Origin of the sequence: Desertibaculum subflavum (genome assembly GCA_003576705.1) — a bacterium.
Taxonomy (GTDB): domain Bacteria; phylum Pseudomonadota; class Alphaproteobacteria; order Ferrovibrionales; family Ferrovibrionaceae; genus Desertibaculum; species Desertibaculum subflavum.
Genome location: QOZS01000078.1, coordinates 1 through 17,316 on the forward strand (window position 1 = coordinate 1; position 17,316 = coordinate 17,316).

Genomic DNA, 17,316 nt, shown 5'->3' on the forward strand with positions numbered 1-17,316 from the left:
GGCGACTGCCCCGGTGGCCCCGGGTCCGGCGACCGCGTCGCCGCAGCCGACCGCGCCGTCGCCCGTCGCCGCGGCGCCGGTGGCGCCAACCCAGGCGCCCTCACCCTATTGGGCGACCACCCGGCCGGTCGCGACCTTGCCGCCGCCGCCGACCGGCGGCTACGTGGCCCCGATCCGCGACACCCAGGTGCTCGAATCCACCTATATCGCGGCGCTGTCGCAATCGGCCGCCACGGTCACCACCGCCCCCGCCAATGCCGCTTTCGCCACCTCGCGGCCGACCGGGCTGCAGCGTCCGGCGACGACGGTGCCGGCCAATGTGCTGGATGCCTATCACGCCTCGGTACCGGCCGCCGCCTATATCCCGCCGACAACGGCCCCTGCCATCGCGCCCCAGGCGGGGCCGGCCCGGCTGGCGCCGATCGGGGCGGCGGGCGGCCTGCCGGCGGTGAACCAGAGCGTGCCATTCGACCGTGCCGGTTCTCGCCTCGTGGGGACGGTGGAGTTCCCCTCGGGCGGAGCGAACCTGGACCGGCGCGACCGGGAGGTCGTTTCGAGCGCCCTGGCGCAGCACAACACGCGTGGCGGCACCATCCGGGTGGTCGGCTATGCCCCGCGCAGCGCCGGCACCGTCGGCGCGTTCCGGTTGTCGCAGGACCGCGCCAACGCCGTGGCGCGGGAGCTGGTGCGCGAGGGCGCCAATCAGCAATACGTCTTCGTGGAGGCGCATGGATTTGGCGCCGATGGCGCCGCCAACCGCGTCGAAGTGTACCTGGAGAACTGATTCAGGCTAGGTTGCGGCGCGGCAAACGACTCGCCCGCCGCGCATCTTTCGGACCGTGTCATGGAAGAATTCCACCGCATCAAGCGCCTGCCGCCCTACGTCTTCGAATCCGTCAACAAGATGAAGGCGCAGGCGCGCGCCGCCGGCGAGGACATCATCGATTTCGGCATGGGCAATCCCGACATGCCGACGCCGCCGCATATCGTCGAGAAGCTGGTCGAGGCGGCGCGCAACCCGCGCGCCCACCGCTACTCGGCCTCGCGCGGCATCGCCGGCCTGCGCAAGGCCCAGGCCGCCTATTACGGCCGCCGCTTCGGCGTCGATATCGACCCGGAAACCGAGACGGTGGTGACGCTCGGTTCCAAGGAGGGCCTCGCCAATCTCGCCCAGGCGATCTCCTCGCCCGGCGACAGCATCCTGTGTCCGAACCCGAGCTATCCGATCCATCCCTTCGGCTTCATCATCGCCGGCGCCACCTTGCGCCATGTGCCGATCGGGCAGGGGGTCGACTTCCTCGCCGCCCTGGAGCGCGGCGCGCGCCATTGCGTGCCGCCGCCGATCGCGCTGATCGTCAGCTTCCCGGCCAATCCGACGGCGATGACGGTCGATCTCGACTTCTACGGCCAGATCGTCGACTTCGCGAAGTCGCGCAACCTGTTCGTGATCTCCGATCTCGCCTATGCCGAGATCTACTTCGACGACAACCCGCCGCCCTCGATCCTGCAGGTGCCGGGCGCCAAGGACGTCGCCATCGAGTTCACCTCGATGAGCAAGACCTATTCGATGCCGGGCTGGCGGGTCGGCTTCGCCACCGGCAACCGGCGGCTGGTGCACGCGCTGACCCGCATCAAGTCCTATCTCGATTACGGCGCCTTCACGCCGATCCAGGTCGCCGCCGCCGCGGCGCTGAACGGGCCGCAGGATTGCGTGGCCGAGATCCGCGCCACCTACAAGGCGCGGCGCGACGTGCTGGTGCGCAGCCTCGCCCAAGCCGGCTGGGAGATCCCGAGCCCCAACGCCTCGATGTTCGCCTGGGCGCCGATCCCGGAGCGGTTCAACAATCTCGGCTCGCTCGAATTCTCCAAGCGCCTGCTGGCCGAGGCGCAGGTCGCCGTGGCACCGGGCGTCGGCTTCGGGGAATACGGCGACACCCATGTGCGCATCGCGCTGGTGGAGAACGAGCACCGCATCCGCCAGGCGGCGCGCTCGATCAAGCGCTTCCTCACGGCCGCCGATCCCGACGCGGTCAAGACCGCCAAACACCGGCTCGCTTCCTGATGCGCGCGTTGCAGGTTGGGCTGGCGGGCCTCGGCACCGTCGGCGGCGGTGTCGTTCGCTTGCTGGCCGCGCATGCCGACGTGATCGCGGAGCGCGCCGGGCGGGCGATCCGCGTCGCCGCCGTCGCCGCGCGCGACCGCGCGAAGCAGCGCGACCTGCCGCTCAACGATGTGCGTTGGGTCGACGATGCCAGGGCGCTTGCCACCGACACCTCGATTGATGTGGTGGTGGAGGTCATCGGCGGCGCCGACGGCGTGGCGCGCGAGCTGACCGAAGCTGCGCTGAAGGCGAAAAAGCCGGTCGTCACCGCCAACAAGGCGATGCTGGCGCTGCACGGCACCGCGCTGGCCCGCGCGGCGGAGGCGGCCGGCGTGCCGATCGCCTGCGAAGCGGCGGTGGCCGGCGGCATCCCGATCGTCAAGGCGCTGCGCGAAGGCCTGGCCGCCAATCGGATCGAGCGCGTGTTCGGCATCCTGAACGGCACCTGCAACTACATCCTGACCCAGATGCAGGAGAGCGGGCGCGGCTTCGCCGAGGTGCTGGCCGAGGCGCAGAAGCTGGGCTACGCCGAGGCCGATCCGAGTTTCGATGTCGACGGCATCGACGCCGCCCACAAGCTCGCCGTGCTGGCCGGCATCGCCTTCAACCGGCCGGTCGATTTCGGCGCCGTGCATATCGAGGGCATCCGCGCCGTCGATGCCATCGACATCGACTATGCCCGCGAGCTCGGCTACCGCATCAAGCTGCTCGCCATCGCGCGCCGCACGCGGGACGGCATCGAGCAGCGCGTGCATCCCTGCATGGTGGATGCCGAGCAGGCGATCGCGCATGTCGACGGGGTGTTCAACGCGGTGGTGGCCGAGGGCGATTTCGTCGACCGCACCATGTATGTCGGCCGCGGCGCCGGCGCCGGTCCCACGGCCTCCGCCGTGGTCGCCGACCTGATCGATGTTGCGCGCGGCAAGGTGCCGCCGCTCTACGGCGTCGCCGCGGCGCATCTCGCCGACATCCCGGCCGCGCCGATGGAGCGCCATGTCGGCGAGTACTATGTGCGGCTCACCGTCGCCGACCGGCCCGGCGTGATCGCCGATGTGTCGGCCGTCCTGCGGGACGAGCGCATCTCGATCGAATCCTTGCTGCAGCGTGCCCGCGCCGTCTCGGACGAGGCGGTGCCGGTGGTCATGGTGACGCACGAGACCGAGGAGGCGGCGATGCGCCGGGCGCTCGCCAAGATCGGCGCCCTCGCCTCGGTGACGGCGCCGCCCTGCATGATCCGTATCGAACAGCTCTAGAGCAAAGGGAGAGGGCCGAACCATGCCCGAGACGTCAGGCATCAAACGCCAGATGACCCTGGAAGCGGTGCGCGTCACCGAGGCGGCCGCGCTGGCGGCATCCAGGCTGATGGGCCGCGGCGACGAGAAGGCGGCCGACCAGGCCGCGGTCGACGCCATGCGCAAGGCGCTCAACATCCTCGACATCGTCGGCACGGTGGTGATCGGCGAGGGCGAGCGCGACGAGGCGCCGATGCTCTATATCGGCGAGAAGGTCGGCGGCGGCAGCGGACCGGAGGTCGACATCGCGCTCGACCCGCTGGAAGGCACGACGCTGACGGCGAAGGGCGGCCCGAACGCCATGGCGGTGCTCGCCTTCGCCAATCGCGGCGGCTTCCTGCACGCACCCGATGTCTACATGGACAAGATCGGTGTCGGCGCCGGCCTGCCGGAGGGCATCGTCGACCTGGACCAGAAGCCGGCCGACAACATCAAGGCGGTCGCCAAGGCGAAGAAGGTGCCGGTCGGCGACATCGTGGTCTGCATCCTCGACCGGCCGCGCCATGGCGATCTGATCGCCGCGGTGCGCGAGAGCGGCGCGCGGATCCGGCTGATCACCGACGGCGACGTCGCCGGCGTGATCGCGACCTCGGAGCCCGGCACCGGCATCGACATGTATATGGGCTCGGGCGGCGCGCCGGAGGGCGTGCTGGCCGCCGCGGCCTTGCGCTGCATCGGCGGCCAGATCCAGGGACGGCTCTTGTTCCGCAACGACGACGAGCGCGGCCGCGCCGCGCGCGCCGGCATCAAGGACCTGAACCGCAAGTACAACACGACCGACCTCGCCAGCGGAGAGGTGATCTTCGTCGCCACCGGCGTGACCGACGGCTCGATGCTGCAGGGCGTGCACCGCGTCGCCGGCGGCTTCACCTCGCATTCGGTCGCCATGCGCGCCTCCACCGGTACGGTCCGCTACATCAAGACCTTCCATCGCGGATGACGGGCGCCTCCTCGCTAAAGCCCTCTCTGCCCCTCAGGGGCGGAGAGGGTTTGGAGAGGTGGGGCGTGCCGCTTCTCGACGGCATTTGTCTGTGCGCAACGCATAAGCGCTCGCGCACATCCTGCCGCCGCATCCTCCCCACCTCACCCAACCCTCTCCCCCCGCGTTGCGGGCGGAGAGGGCTCTAGCCATGAGCGGCGCCCCCGCTTTCCTCGGCGTCGAGCGCTCGCTGACGGAGCGGCGCTGGGAAGCCCGCGCCGCGGATGCGCGACACGCGGCGGCGATCGCCCAGAGCCTGAACGTGCCGGAACTGATCGGCCGGGTGCTGGCCGGACGCGGCGTGGTACCCGACGAGGCGCCGCGCTGGCTCGACCCGAAGCTGCGCGACTGGCTGCCCGATCCGAGCCGCCTGCGCGACATGGACGCCGCGGCGGCGCGGCTTGCCGACGCGGTGCAGATGGGCGAGCGGGTGGCCCTGCTCGGCGACTACGACGTTGATGGCGCGACCTCCAGCGCGGTGCTGATCCGCTTCCTGCGCAGCTACGGCGCCGAACCGCTGGTCCACATCCCGGACCGCATGAAGGAGGGGTATGGCCCGAACGCGGCAGCGCTGCGCGCGCTTAAGGAGCGCGGCGCCGGCCTCGTGCTCACGCTCGATTGCGGCACGCTCGCGCATGAGCCGCTCGCCGAGGCGCGCCGCATCGGCCTCGACGCGATCGTCGTCGACCATCATCTGGCCGAGCCGGAGCTGCCGCCGGCGGTCGCCGTGGTCAATCCGAACCGTCTCGACGAGAGCGGCGGCCTCGGCCAGCTCGCCGCCGTCGGCTGCGCCTTCCTGCTCGCCGTCGCCACCGCCCGAACCTTGCGCGAGCGCGGCGTCGCCGGCGATCCCGCGCTGCTCGACCTGCTCGACCTCGTGGCCCTCGGCACCGTCTGCGACGTGGTGCCGATGACCGGCGTCAACCGCGCCTTCGCCGGCCAGGGGCTGAAGGTGCTGGCCAGGCGGCGCAATGCGGGGCTCGCCGCGCTGATCGATGCCGCCGGCATCTCCACCGCGCCGACCGCCTATCACCTCGGCTATCTACTCGGCCCGCGCGTCAATGCCGGCGGCCGGGTCGGCCGATCCGATCTCGGCACCCGGCTGCTCTCGACCGACGATCCGGCCGAGGCGGCGGCTCTGGCGGCCGAGCTTTCGCGCCTCAATCAGTCCCGCCGCGAGATCGAGGCGGAGGTCGAGGCGGCGGCGCTGGCGCAGGCCCTGGCCAGCGAAGCGCCGCTCATCGTCGCCGCCGGCGAGGGCTGGCATGCCGGCGTCGTCGGCATCGTCGCCGGCCGGCTGAAGGAACGCTTCCGCCGCCCGGCCATCGTGATCGGCCTCGAAGGCGGTATCGGCAAGGGGTCGGGCCGTTCCATCCCGGGCATCGACCTCGGTGCCGCCGTGGTGGCGGCGAAGCAGTCGGGCCTGCTGCTCAACGGCGGCGGCCACCCGATGGCGGCCGGGCTGACCGTGGCGGCCGACCGGGTCGCCGACCTCGCCGCCTTCCTGCACGAAAGGCTGGCCGCGCAGGTGACGGCCCGGACCGACCGCAACGTGCTGCAGCTCGACGGCGCCGTGGCCGTGGGCGGCGCCAACGCGGCGCTCGCCACCCTGATCGAGCAGGCCGGACCCTATGGCCCCGGCAACGCCATCCCGCGGCTGGCCATCGCCGATGCCCGGATCGGCTGGCGCGACGTGGTGGGGGAGCGCCATGTCCGGGTGAGCCTGACCGCGCCGGGCGGCGCCAAGCTCAAGGCCATCGCCTTCCGCGCCGTGGATACCGCGCTCGGCCGGGCCCTGCTGAAAGGCGACGGCGCGCCGCTGCACCTCGCCGGCACCCTCGGGCTCAACCATTGGCGGGGCGAGGCCGAGGCCCAGCTCGTTATCGACGACGCCGCGCCGGTCGCCGGCGCCGTTCCCGCTTGATCTCCCGGGCCTGCCCCGATAAACCCTGCCGGCGCCCACGACCCCATCGTCTAGAGGCCTAGGACGTCACCCTTTCACGGTGAAGACACGGGTTCGATTCCCGTTGGGGTCGCCAGCCGCCGCGCTACCGGTTGCCGTCTTCGCGCACGCTCAGCACCACGTCGTAGATCATGGCGACGATCACGCCGGCGGCGATGATGGCGAGCGGGATCGGCTTCACCCACCAGACGATGGTGCCGATGAAGGCGACGAAGAGCGCGATGCCGATCGCGGCGCAGATGATATTGGTGATCATGCCCGGCGTCTCCCCCGCTTGCCGCCGCCGACCTCGCCGGCCAGCCAGCGCGCCGTGCGCAGCAGCCGCGCATCGTTGCCCCGCCGGCCGACCAGCTGGACCCCGATCGGCATCCCGTTCTCGCCCCGCAGCAAGGGCAGGCTGACGGCCGGCAGGCCGAGATAGGTCCAGATGGTGCAGAAGGCCGGATTGCCGGTCGAGCCGAGCCCGACCGGCGCCTCGCCCGGCGCAGCCGGCGTCACCAGCGCATCGCATTGATCGAACAGCTCGTCGACCGCGGCGTTGATGCGGTCGATCAGGTCGACCGCCCGCCGGTACTCGAAGGCGAGGTGAGTGCGGCCGCGCGCGATCATGTCGCGCAGGCCGGCGCTCAGCTGATCGCCGCCGTCCTCGTATTCGCGGCGCAGATTGTGGGCGATCTCGACATCCATCACGATGCGATGCAGGTCGAAGACGTGATCGGCGATCTGCGGCAAGGCCGCCTCGGCCACGCGCTCGCCGAGCGCCTCGATCAGCTCGGCGAAGGCGGCATGGGTCTGCGGTTCCGCCTGGTCCCAGGCCGCGGTCCTCACCATGCCGAGCTTCGGCGGCAGGGGCGGCGCTTCGGCCGCCACCCGGGTGAGCGGCGGCGTCGCGATCGGTTGCGTGTCGGCATCGTCCGCGTCGAAACCCGCCATCACCTCGGCAAAGAGCGCCGCGTCCTCCACCGTGCGCGCGAACACGCCGACATGGTCCAGCGTGCGCGACAGGATGAGCGCGCCGCTGCGCGGGATCACGCCGTGGCTCGGCTTGAAGCCGACCACGCCGCAGAACGAGGCCGGCCGGATGACCGAGCCGTTGGTCTGCGAGCCGACCGCGCCCGGCACCATCATCGCGGCGACGGCAGCGGCGGAGCCGGAGGAAGAGCCGCCCGGCGTCCGCCTCGGATCGTGCGGGTTGCGCGTCTTCCCGGGATGCAGGCAGGCGAATTCGGTGGTCACGCTCTTGCCCATGATCACCGCACCGGCCGCGCGCAGGCGCGCGACGCAGGCGGCGTCGCGCCGCGGCGTGCGGCCGCTGTAGAGCGGAGAGCCGAGCTCAGTCGGCATGTCGCCGGTATCGAAGATGTCCTTGACGGCGACCGGCACGCCATGCAGCCGGCCGGTCGGGCGGCCCTCCGCGCGGCGAAGATCCAGCGCCTTTGCCTGCGCCATTGCGTGCTCGCCGTCGAGGAATTGCCAGGCCTGCACATCGCCGTCCGCCGCCTCGATCCGCGCGAGGCAGTCCGTCACCGCCTCGACCGCGCTCAACTCGCCGCGGCCGATCCTGAGCGCGAGCTCGGCGGCCGAGAGCGTATGCGGTGCAGCGGCAACCATGTCAGCGCGGCGTGTAGAGGTAGTCGGGCAGCGCGGTGACGATCTCCGGCCACACGTAGCAGATCACCATGCTGAGGAAGACCATGCCGACGAAGGGCAGCGAGCCGGCGAAGATCTGCGTCAGCTTGACATGCGGCGGCGCCACCCCCTTGAGGTAATAGGCGGCCATCGCCATCGGCGGCGTGTTGAACGAGGTCTGGATGTTGAGCGCCACCAGGATGCCGAAGAACAGCGGATCGACGTCGAACACCTTCAGCAGCGGCAGGAAGATCGGCACGAAGATGATGACGATCTCGCTCCATTCCAGCGGCCAGCCGAGCAGGAAGATGATCACCTGGGCCAGGATCAGGAAGGCGACCGGCGACATGTCGAGACTGGTGATGAACTCCTCCACCACGCTGTGGCCGCCGAGATAGGAGAACACCGAAGAGAAGGTCCATGACCCGATGAACAGGTAGCAGACCATGGCCGTGGTACGCGCGGTCAGGAACACCGCCTCGCGCAGGCGCCCGAAGGTGAGCGAGCGATAGGCGGCAGCCAGGATCAGGCTGCCGAGCGCGCCGATCGCGGCCGCCTCCGAGGGGGTCGCCAGCCCGAACAGGATGGCGCCGAGCACCGACAGGATGAGGACGGCGAGCGGGAAGAACGAGGTTGCGAGCGCCCACAGCACGGTGCCGAACGGCACCTCGGTCATCGACTTCGGCAGCTTCGGCGCCAGCTTCGGATTGATCATCGCCAGCACGATGACATAGACCACATACAGCCCGGCCAGCAGGAAGCCGGGAAAGAACGCCGCCGCGTAGAGCTTAACGGCCGAGATGCCGGCGGCCGCGGCATAGACGATCAGCAGGATGCTGGGCGGGATCAGAATGCCGAGGCAGCCGCCCGCGCAGACCACGCCGGCCGAAAGCCGGACGTCATAGCCCGCCCGCAGCATGGCCGGAAAGGCGAGCAGGCCCATCAGCGTCACCACCGCACCGACGATGCCGGTCGCGGTTGCGAACAGCGCGCAGGTGATGAGCGTCGCCACGGCGAGCGAGCCCGGCACATGGCGGGCGGCGAGCTGCACGCTATGAAACAACCGATCGAGGATATTGGCGCGCTCGACCACGTATCCCATGAACAGGAAGAGCGGCACGGCGGTCAGCACGTCGCTGGTGGTGACCTCGAAGCTCTTCTGCACCAGCAGGCCGAAGATGCGGTTGTCGAAGAACTCCTGGCCCGGGGTGAAATAGGCGTAGAAGCCGAAGCCGACGCCCATCGCCATCAGGGTGAAGGCGATCGGGAAGCCCAGCATCACGATGAGGATGAAGAGTCCCAGCATCACGATGCCGATCTGCGGGTCGGTCATCGCGCGGCGCCTCCGCTCGCACTGGATTGCTGCTGCGCCAGGATGATGCTCTCCATCTCCTCGACGTCGTGCAGCCGGGTCGGCCAGCGGCCCATGCGGATGCAGATGATGCAGCGCAGCACCTCGGCGATGCCCTGCAGAAACAGGAGGCAGCCGGTCACCGGCAGCAGCATCTTCAGCGGGAAGACCGGCATGCCGGCGGGGCTGAAGATGCTGAGCTCGCGGAAGCGGAGCGAGAGGGCGGCGAAGGTCCAGCCCGAGAAGATCAGCGCCGTGACGGCGGGAAAGAAGAAAATCAGATAGAGCACGAGGTCGATCGACGCCTGGGTGCGTGCCGGCCACAGCCGGTACAGCACGTCGCCGCGCACATGACCATTGCGCGACAGCGTGTAGGGCCCGCTGAGCAGCAGCAGGGCGCCATAGGTCATGTAGCTGAGATCGAAGGCCCAGGTGGTCGGCGCGCCGAGCACATAGCGAACGAACACTTCGTAGCTGACGCCCAAGGTCAGCACCATGATCATCCAGCCGAAGCACTTGCCGACCCAGGCGCTCAGCTGGTCGATCGTCCTCACCACCCCGGACATGCGGCGTGCCTCCCCGGACGCGACGATATTACGATGTCGTCGGCAGGCTCAAGAATAGGGCGGGGACACGGCATGCGCCATGACCCCGCCCGATCCGGTCAGTGTCGCGGCAACCCCCTAGAGGTCCAGCTTGCCGAAATGGTGCTCGTAGGCGGTCTGGTAGTCGGCCGAGTTGAAGAACTCGTAGTAGGCGACCCGCTTGGCCCAGGCCTTCTGCGAGTCCATGACCTTCTTCATGTAGGCGTCCTTGCCCAGCTGCTCGATCAGTCCGTCCCAGGCCTTGATCTGGGCCAGGAAGATTTCCTTGGACGTGCGGTGGACGGTCACCTTCTCCTTGTCCTTCAGCTCCTGCAGGTCCTTTGAATAGACGTCCATCGCCTTCCAGTAGTTGGCGGAGGAGGCCGCCTCGGCGGCATAGCGCAGGATCGCCTTGTGCTCGGCCGGCAGGGCCGCGAACTTGCCCTTGTTGAACATGATCTCGAAATACTCGGTCGCCTGGTGGTAGCTGCCCATCATGTAGTTCTTGGCGACGTTCTGGGCGCCGAACCGGCGGTCCGAGGTCGGGTTGTTGAACTCGAAGGCGTCGATCACGCCGCGCTCCATCGCCGGCACGATCTCGCCGCCCGGCAGCTGCGCCACCGCGAGGCCCATCGACTGGAACAGGTCGGCGGCAAGGCCGACGGTGCGGTATTTGAGGCCCTTCATATCGGCTGCGGTCTTCACCGGCTTCTTGAACCAGCCGAGCGGCTGGGTCGGCATCGGCATGGCGAAGAAGCTGGTGATGTTCAGCTTCAGGATGTTGTCCACCAGCTCCTGATAGAGCTCGAGCCCGCCGCCGTTGTAGATCCAGCCGAGGCCCTGCTCGGCGTTGAAGCCGAAGACCGGGCCGGTGCCGAACAGCGACGCCGCCTTGTGCTTGCCGTACCAGTAGACGGTCACGGTGTGGGCGGCGTCGAGCGCGCCGGTATGCACCGCGTCCTGCACGCTGAAGGGATGCACCACGGCGCCGCCGACCAGGAGGTCGATCTTCAGGCGGCCGCCGGCCATCTGGTTCACGCGGTTGCAGTAGTCGGCCGCCATCTCCTGGAAGATGTCGGACGCCGTCCACGACGTCTGCATCTTCAGGGTCGCGGTCTGCGCGCGCGAGACGTTCGGCATGGCGATCGCCGCGGCGGCGACGCCGGCACCGGTAAGGAACCGGCGGCGCGAGGCCCGCTTGGACGGAGTCTTGCTGTCGACAGTCTTGGCAGTCATGTCGCCTCCCCGTTCTTATCCCCGGATGCGGCGCTGCCTTGCGCCGCGATCACAAGCGATAGGTGCAAGCGTGGCATGAAAACGGGCAAACGCTAAAGGAATTTGCGCCGGCTTGCCTCTTTGTGATCCATCGCGCCGCCCGCCGCCACGAAGGCTCGACCTGAAGATCTCTTCAGTATCCGCCGCGGCCTCTGACAATGTATCCGCCGGACATTTCAATTCAGATCTTCGATGACAGATTTATTGCTCTCATATGACAACGACAATGATCCGAAGGTACACTCGAATTCACTGAGTTCTAACGACTGACCGCCAAGAAGTTGCTCCGGGATCGGTAGGGACCGAGCCGACTTTTGTCATTCCGGGGCGCTTTACGTGTCTGAGACCATTGGATTCGTCGCCGACTATTTGCCGCCCGTGGCTCCGAGCGAGACCTGCGGGGCGGTGTATCAACGCTTCAGCGCCGATCCCGACCTGATCACGCTGGCAGTGGTCGATGCCGGACGCCCGGTCGGCCTCGTCAACCGGCACGATCTGCTGCTCACCCTGGCGCGCGACTACGGGCGGGCGCTCTATGCGCTGAAGCCCGTCACCGTGCTGATGGATGCCGCGCCGCTGATCGTCGATGTCGGGACGGATGTGGATCTGCTGCAGGCGCATATCGTCGCCGAGAGCCCGAGCGCATTGGTGCGCGGCTTCCTGGTGGTGAAGGAGGGGCGCTATGCCGGCGTCTGCACGGCGCTGTCCTTGCTCCGCCTCACCGTGCTGCGCAGCGAGCAGCGCAGCCGCGATCTGGAAGCCGCCCGCCACGAGGCGATGCTGGCAAGCCGCAGCAAGTCGCAATTCCTCGCCAATATGAGCCACGAGCTGCGCACGCCGCTCAACGCCATCATAGGCTTCTCCGAAGTGCTGCAGACGGAGCTCTACGGTCCGCTCGGCACGGCGCGCTATGCCGAATATGCCGGCGACATCCATGCCAGCGGCCAGCACCTGCTCGCCATCATCAACGACATCCTCGACATGGCGAAGATCGAGGCGGGCCGCATGGAGCTGCGCGAGACGGCCGCCACCGCCGAGGCGCTGATCCACTCGACGGTACGCATCATCACCGAGCAGGTGCGCATCGCCCGCCTGCAGCTCAGCGTCGACATCGTCACACCGGTCCGCCTCCGGCTCGACGAGCGGGCGGCACGGCAGATGCTGCTCAACCTGCTCTCCAACGCCATCAAGTTCACGCCGCCGACCGGGCGCATCGTGGTCCAGGCGAGCCTCAGGGCGAGCGGCGAATTCGCCATCGACGTGCGCGATACCGGCATCGGCATCGCGCCGGAGGAGCTGGACCGCGTGCTGCGCCCGTTCGGCCAGGTCGACAACGAGCTGACCCGCCGCCATGCCGGCACCGGGCTCGGCCTGTCGCTGGTCAAGGCGCTGATCGAGCTGCATGGCGGCCGGCTCGCGGTCGAGCCGGCGCCGGGCGGCGGCACCCTGGCGACGCTGCTGTTCCCCGCCGCACGCGTGCTGGCCGAAGAGGCAACGCGGGCCATCGCCTGAGGCGCGCCGATTATCGGCCGCTTTCGCCACCGTCGCCGAGCCCGTAGTTTCTCCCGAATCGCTCCTTCCAGCCATGGGAATGCCATGCCCCGGCATATCGGCATCGTCGCCTGCTCGGCCGAAGGCGCCGCGCTCTGCTACCGCACCATCTGCGCGGAGGGCGCCGGCCTGCTCGGCGGCCACGCGCATCCGGAAGTTTCGATGCACACGCCCTCGCTCGCCGACTACGTCGCCTGCCTCGAGCGCGGCGACTGGAGCGGCGTCGCGGCGCTGATGCTCACCTCGGCCGGGAAGCTCGCGGCCATCGGCGCCGATTTTCTGATCTGCCCGGACAACACCATCCACCAGGCGCTGCCCGAGGTGCTGCCGCGCTCGCCCTTGCCCTGGCTGCATATCGCCGAGGTGGTCGCCGACGCGGCGGCGGCGCGCGGCTTCCGCAAGATCGGCATCACCGGCACGCGCTGGCTGGTCGACAGCGAGGTCTATCCCGAGAGCTTCGCGCGGCGCGGCCTGCAATACCTCCGCCCGAATGCGGCGGAGCGCGACGAGACCAACCGCGTCATCATGGACGAGCTGGTCGGCGGCATCCTCACACCCGAGGGCACCGCCTGCTTCCAGCAGGTCATCGCCCGCATGAAGGGGGATGGCTGCGATGCCGTGGTGCTCGGCTGCACCGAGATCCCGCTGATCATCGGCGACGCCAATTCCCCGCTGCCGACCCTCGATTCCACGCGGCTGCTCGCTCGCGCCGCGCTGCGGCGGGCGGTGCAGGGGTAGGGCGGCACGGCGCCGCCGTCGCCGAAACAGGGTTAAGCCGGCGACCTCGCGATCGAGCCGCGATGGCGGCCCGGGTGCCATGTGACCCCGCGCACAGCGCCGGCGTGACGGACCGCACCATCCGCGGATCGCGCGCCCCCGTATCCACTGCCAGAAGACAAAGAGGTGAGGCGGTGGACAGGTATTCCGGGCGGGGGACCGCGATCGACGAGTTCGGCGTGGTTGTTCTCTATATCGCGGCCCTTGGTTTCGGGCTGATCGTGGCGGCGGTCTGGTAGCCCGGCGCCGCCGGGCTCACTCCACCGTCACCGACTTCGCCAGGTTGCGCGGCTTGTCGATGTCGCAGCCGCGCGCCAGCGCGACGTGATAGGCGAGCAGCTGCAGCGGCAGGCCGAGCAGGATCGGATCGAGCTCGGGCTCCGATTTCGCCACCCGCATCACGCCGTCGACCGGCACCGGCAGATCGCCCTCGTGCGTGACGACGAAGACCGGGCCCTTGCGGGCGCGGATCTCCTCGATGGTGGAGATGTTCTTCGGGAACAGGTCGTCGCGCGGCAGCACGACGATCGTCGGCGTCTCCGGCGCGATCAGGGCAAGCGGGCCGTGCTTCAGCTCCGAGGCCGGATAGGCCTCGGCATGCAGATAGCTCACCTCCTTCAGCTTCAGCGCGCCTTCCATCGCCACCGGATAGCCTGACGCGCGGCCGACGAAATAGGCGTGCTCGGCGCGGGCAAGCTGGCTCGCCAGGCCGGCGATGTCGGCCTCCTGCGCCAGCACCGCGCCGATCTGTTCCGGCAGCGCCTTCAGGCCGGCGATCAGCCGCGCGCCTTGCGCGGTCGAAAGGTCGCGGATGCGGCCGAGATGCAGCGCCAGCAGCGCGAAGGCGGTCGCCGTGCAGGTGAAGGTCTTGGTCGAGACCACCGCGACTTCCGGCCCGGCATGGATGTAGATGCCGCGGCCGCATTCGCGTGCGATGGTGCTGCCCACCACGTTGACGATGCCGAGCACACGGCCGCCCTTGCGCTTCACCTCCTGCACGGCGGCGAGGGTGTCGAAGGTCTCGCCGGACTGGCTGACGGCGATGTAGAGCGTGTCCGGCTCGATCACCGGGTTGCGGTAGCGGAACTCGGAGGCCGGCTCGGCGCTGGCGGGCAGGCGGGCCAGCTGCTCGATCAGCTGAGCGCCGAGCAGCCCGGCGATATAGGCGGAGCCGCAGCCCAGAACTTTCACCCGACGAATATCGAGCAGCTCGCGCGCCGTCATCTCGATGCCGCCGAGATGGCTGGTCTGGAAGCGCGGCTCCAGACGGCCACTCAACGTGGCGCGCACGGCGTCGGGCTGCTCATCGATCTCCTTCCGCATGTGATGGGTGAAGCTGCCCTTGTCGAAGCTCTCGTCGGTCCAGGTGACGGTGTGGCGCACCTTCTCGGTCGGCCCGCCGTCCAAGGTGGAACTTGCGAAGCCGTCGGCCCGCACCTCGGCGATCTCGCCGTCGTCGAGATGCACCACGCTCTTGGTGTGGCGCACCAGCGCGGAGGGATCGGAGGCGACGAACATCTCCTTGTCGCCGATGCCGAGCACGACCGGGCTGCCGTTGCGGGCGACGACGATGCTCTCCGGCCGGTCGCGGTCCAGCACGGCGAGGCCCCAGGTGCCGGTGACGAGGCGGAGCGCGGCGCGCACGCGCTCCAGCAGGCTCTCGCCCGGCATGGCGGCGATCAGATGCGCCAGCACCTCGGTATCCGTCTCGGAGCGGAAGGCGACACCTTCGCCCTCGAGCCGGCGGCGCAACGCCGCCGCGTTCTCGATGATGCCGTTGTGGATCACGGCGATGCGCTCGGCCGTGTCGAGATGCGGATGCGCGTTCCTGTCGCTCGGCTCGCCATGCGTGGCCCAGCGGGTATGCGCGATGCCGGGCGAGCCGCGGAAGCGGGGCGGGACGACCTGCTCCAGGTCGCGCACCCGGCCCTTGCACTTCGCCGTGCGAAGCGCGCCGTCGCGCACCACGGCGATGCCGGCACTGTCATAGCCCCGGTATTCCAGGCGATGCAGGCCTTCCAGCAGGATCGGGGTCGCGTCGCGCTTGCCGATATATCCGACGATGCCGCACATGGGCCGCTGCTCCTCAGCCGTAGACGATGCGTCGGATCTGCCGCTCGCTATAGGCGGGCGCCTTGAAGCGCCGCGCCGCCACTTCGCGGGCGAGCCTTGCGAAGATCTCCGGGTTCGACCGGCCTTCGCGCTGCAGCTCGGCATGGCGCCGGCGGATGTAGTCCTCCGGCTGCTCGCTTAAGTAGGCCAGCACCTCGTCGACCAGCCGCCCGGCCTCGCCCGCCGAGAGGCGGGTCGAGCGCACCAGGTAGGCGACAAGGTGGTCGAGTTCGGTCAGATCCGACATGGGCCGGGAAATTCGCCGCGGGCAGGCCAGAACTCAAGCATTTTGCCCGGAGACGGGCAAGATCAGCTCAGAATGACCCACTCAACGCCGAAGAGGCCGCGCATCACCTGGGCGATATGGTCGGACTGGCCGTCGCTCAGCCCGTTGACCCTGATCTCGGCCCGCAGACGACCGTTCTGGTACTCCGCCGCCACTTTGCGCGGCACCAGGTTCAGCTTGGCGAACAGGCCGAGCGCCCGGAGCAGCAGGCCGGGATCGGCCTCCGCGTCCAGGCGGAAGCAGCGTTCGGTGAGTTCGGGGTTTTGTTCGGAAGCCCCGGCAAGCGGGGCAAGAGCGGCAGACATGACAACCTCGGATCGAACAGCAGCGAAAGATGGGCCTTGCCCCGACGTCTCAGCGAGACATCGGGCCCATAATTCGCGCGTCGATCCGCATGCAGGTCGTCATAGCGATGACAGCGTCCACCTTCGTCGCCCTCGCGTCAAGCCCAACCTCGGTCCCGGTCGGTCGCTCCGGGGCGCGTCACCGCGTGACCGCTGTATTGCATCATGCGTGAATATATTGTACCATACGGTATTCCTAGCTGGATACCGCTATGCCCGATGCTTATAATCCCCCGAAACGCTCGCTCGCGATGTGGTCTTACCTGATCCGCCGGGAGCATGTGCTCCGCGCAGTGCGCCACCCGGCGCTGACCCCGGCGGCCAAGCAAGTGCTGGTCGCCTTGAGCCTCGCGGTCGACGATCCCTTCATCCTGCCGGAACGGCCGCCGGTGAAGGCGCTCGCGCGGCATCTGGCGCTGGCGGAGCGGACGGTGCGGCAGGCGATCGCCGAGCTGGTCGAGCAGCTCTGCCTGACCTTGCGGCCGAACGGGCATTTCTTCCGCCCCGGCGAAGGGCCGCCTGCCGACCCGGTGGAACGGCCCGAGCTTGCCCGCGAATGGGCCTTCCTCGCCGAGGCCCGGGCCGACCCGAGCCGGGCGGAGCATGTCGCCATGCTGGCGAGCCTGCGCGACCGCGCCGTTGCGGCGAAGCGGATCGCCACGGCCGTCTCGGCCGAGCGGGCGCTCGGCCGGGTGCTGGCGGAACAGATGCGCCGCGGCGAGGCGCTGGTGACCGAGGAACAGACGCGCCGCGCTCCATCCGCCGCCGATGAGGACGAGGCCCCGCTCGGCATGCCCGAGACGGCCACCCTGATCCTGGTCTCCAAGGTCAATGCCGACCGGGCGCTGGCCCCGGCCGCCCGCCATGCCCTGATCGAGGTGATGCTCGACCGTGCCGACGATCCGGTCGACTTCCCGGAGGATGATCGCGACAAGAGCTGGGCCTTCCGCATATCCCGCCGCCACGGCATCACGGTGCGGGGCGCCCGCAAGGCCTTGGCCGAACTCGAAGACCAGCGCCTGATCGCGCAGGCCAACGGCGATGTCTGCGTCTACGAGAGCCGGCTCGAGGA

At 69.3% G+C, this 17,316-nt stretch carries 16 protein-coding genes and 1 tRNA gene; 9 read left to right on the forward strand and 8 right to left on the reverse strand.

Features of this window, described 5'->3' with window-relative positions; all coding sequences use genetic code 11:
- The 6 genes from DT074_RS25520 to DT074_RS25545 form a co-directional block, all read left to right on the forward strand.
- A partial coding sequence (locus DT074_RS25520; RefSeq protein WP_368744900.1) for an OmpA family protein occupies positions 1–784 on the forward strand: 784 nt, incomplete at its 5' end.
- Positions 785–844: 60 nt separating this feature from the next.
- Positions 845–2,062 (forward strand): LL-diaminopimelate aminotransferase, encoded by a 1,218-nt coding sequence (locus DT074_RS25525; protein WP_119422686.1) that lies wholly within the window; start codon positions 845–847, stop codon positions 2,060–2,062.
- Positions 2,062–3,354 carry a homoserine dehydrogenase gene (locus DT074_RS25530; protein ID WP_119422687.1) on the forward strand — a complete coding sequence of 431 codons (1,293 nt, stop codon included), beginning with the start codon at positions 2,062–2,064 and terminating at the stop codon, positions 3,352–3,354. The genes DT074_RS25525 and DT074_RS25530 overlap by 1 nt, the downstream gene beginning before the upstream one ends.
- Before the next feature lie 22 nt (positions 3,355–3,376).
- A complete protein-coding gene (glpX, locus tag DT074_RS25535) occupies positions 3,377–4,333 on the forward strand; it encodes a class II fructose-bisphosphatase (protein WP_368744901.1) in 957 nt (318 codons plus the stop codon).
- A gap of 190 nt (positions 4,334–4,523) precedes the next feature.
- Positions 4,524–6,296: a single-stranded-DNA-specific exonuclease RecJ gene (gene recJ / locus DT074_RS25540; RefSeq protein WP_119422688.1), complete on the forward strand. Its 1,773-nt coding sequence runs from the start codon at positions 4,524–4,526 to the stop codon at positions 6,294–6,296.
- Between the two features lie 39 nt (positions 6,297–6,335).
- Positions 6,336–6,411 (forward strand) — tRNA-Glu (locus DT074_RS25545).
- A 9-nt stretch (positions 6,412–6,420) separates the two neighbouring features.
- Here the strand turns inward: DT074_RS25545 and DT074_RS28315 are convergent.
- From DT074_RS28315 to DT074_RS25565, 5 genes are all read right to left on the reverse strand, one after another.
- The gene (locus DT074_RS28315) at positions 6,421–6,591 is read right to left on the reverse strand and encodes a hypothetical protein (RefSeq protein ID WP_162915236.1); all 171 of its coding nucleotides are present in this window, start codon (positions 6,589–6,591) and stop codon (positions 6,421–6,423) included.
- Positions 6,588–7,946, reverse strand: coding sequence for an amidase (locus DT074_RS25550; RefSeq protein ID WP_119422689.1), 1,359 nt, complete (start codon positions 7,944–7,946; stop codon positions 6,588–6,590). Before DT074_RS25550 ends, DT074_RS28315 begins: the two co-directional genes overlap by 4 nt.
- 1 nt (position 7,947) lies before the next feature.
- On the reverse strand, positions 7,948–9,297 hold the full coding sequence (locus tag DT074_RS25555; RefSeq protein WP_119422690.1) for a TRAP transporter large permease: 1,350 nt from the start codon (positions 9,295–9,297) through the stop codon (positions 7,948–7,950).
- Positions 9,294–9,881: a TRAP transporter small permease subunit gene (locus DT074_RS25560; RefSeq protein ID WP_119422691.1), complete on the reverse strand. Its 588-nt coding sequence runs from the start codon at positions 9,879–9,881 to the stop codon at positions 9,294–9,296. The genes DT074_RS25555 and DT074_RS25560 overlap by 4 nt, the downstream gene beginning before the upstream one ends.
- 117 nt (positions 9,882–9,998) lie before the next feature.
- Positions 9,999–11,135, reverse strand: coding sequence for a TRAP transporter substrate-binding protein (locus DT074_RS25565; RefSeq protein ID WP_119422692.1), 1,137 nt, complete (start codon positions 11,133–11,135; stop codon positions 9,999–10,001).
- 375 nt (positions 11,136–11,510) lie between these two features.
- Here DT074_RS25565 and DT074_RS25570 point away from each other — a divergent pair, with 375 nt between their 5' ends.
- Together DT074_RS25570 and DT074_RS25575 are read left to right on the forward strand one after the other, a co-directional pair.
- Positions 11,511–12,686 (forward strand): sensor histidine kinase, encoded by a 1,176-nt coding sequence (locus DT074_RS25570; protein WP_119422693.1) that lies wholly within the window; start codon positions 11,511–11,513, stop codon positions 12,684–12,686.
- 84 nt (positions 12,687–12,770) lie between these two features.
- Positions 12,771–13,463: an aspartate/glutamate racemase family protein gene (locus DT074_RS25575; RefSeq protein ID WP_119422694.1), complete on the forward strand. Its 693-nt coding sequence runs from the start codon at positions 12,771–12,773 to the stop codon at positions 13,461–13,463.
- Between the two features lie 294 nt (positions 13,464–13,757).
- Here DT074_RS25575 and glmS read toward each other — a convergent pair whose 3' ends face one another.
- From glmS to DT074_RS25590, 3 genes are all read right to left on the reverse strand, one after another.
- Positions 13,758–15,575 (reverse strand): glutamine--fructose-6-phosphate transaminase (isomerizing), encoded by a 1,818-nt coding sequence (glmS, locus tag DT074_RS25580; protein WP_119422695.1) that lies wholly within the window; start codon positions 15,573–15,575, stop codon positions 13,758–13,760.
- A 13-nt stretch (positions 15,576–15,588) separates the two neighbouring features.
- Positions 15,589–15,861 (reverse strand): hypothetical protein, encoded by a 273-nt coding sequence (locus DT074_RS25585; protein WP_119422696.1) that lies wholly within the window; start codon positions 15,859–15,861, stop codon positions 15,589–15,591.
- A 62-nt stretch (positions 15,862–15,923) separates the two neighbouring features.
- On the reverse strand, positions 15,924–16,205 hold the full coding sequence (locus tag DT074_RS25590; RefSeq protein WP_119422697.1) for an ACT-like domain-containing protein: 282 nt from the start codon (positions 16,203–16,205) through the stop codon (positions 15,924–15,926).
- Positions 16,206–16,456: 251 nt separating this feature from the next.
- Here DT074_RS25590 and DT074_RS25595 point away from each other — a divergent pair.
- On the forward strand, positions 16,457–17,316 hold an 860-nt coding region (locus tag DT074_RS25595; RefSeq protein WP_162915237.1), incomplete at its 3' end, for a hypothetical protein.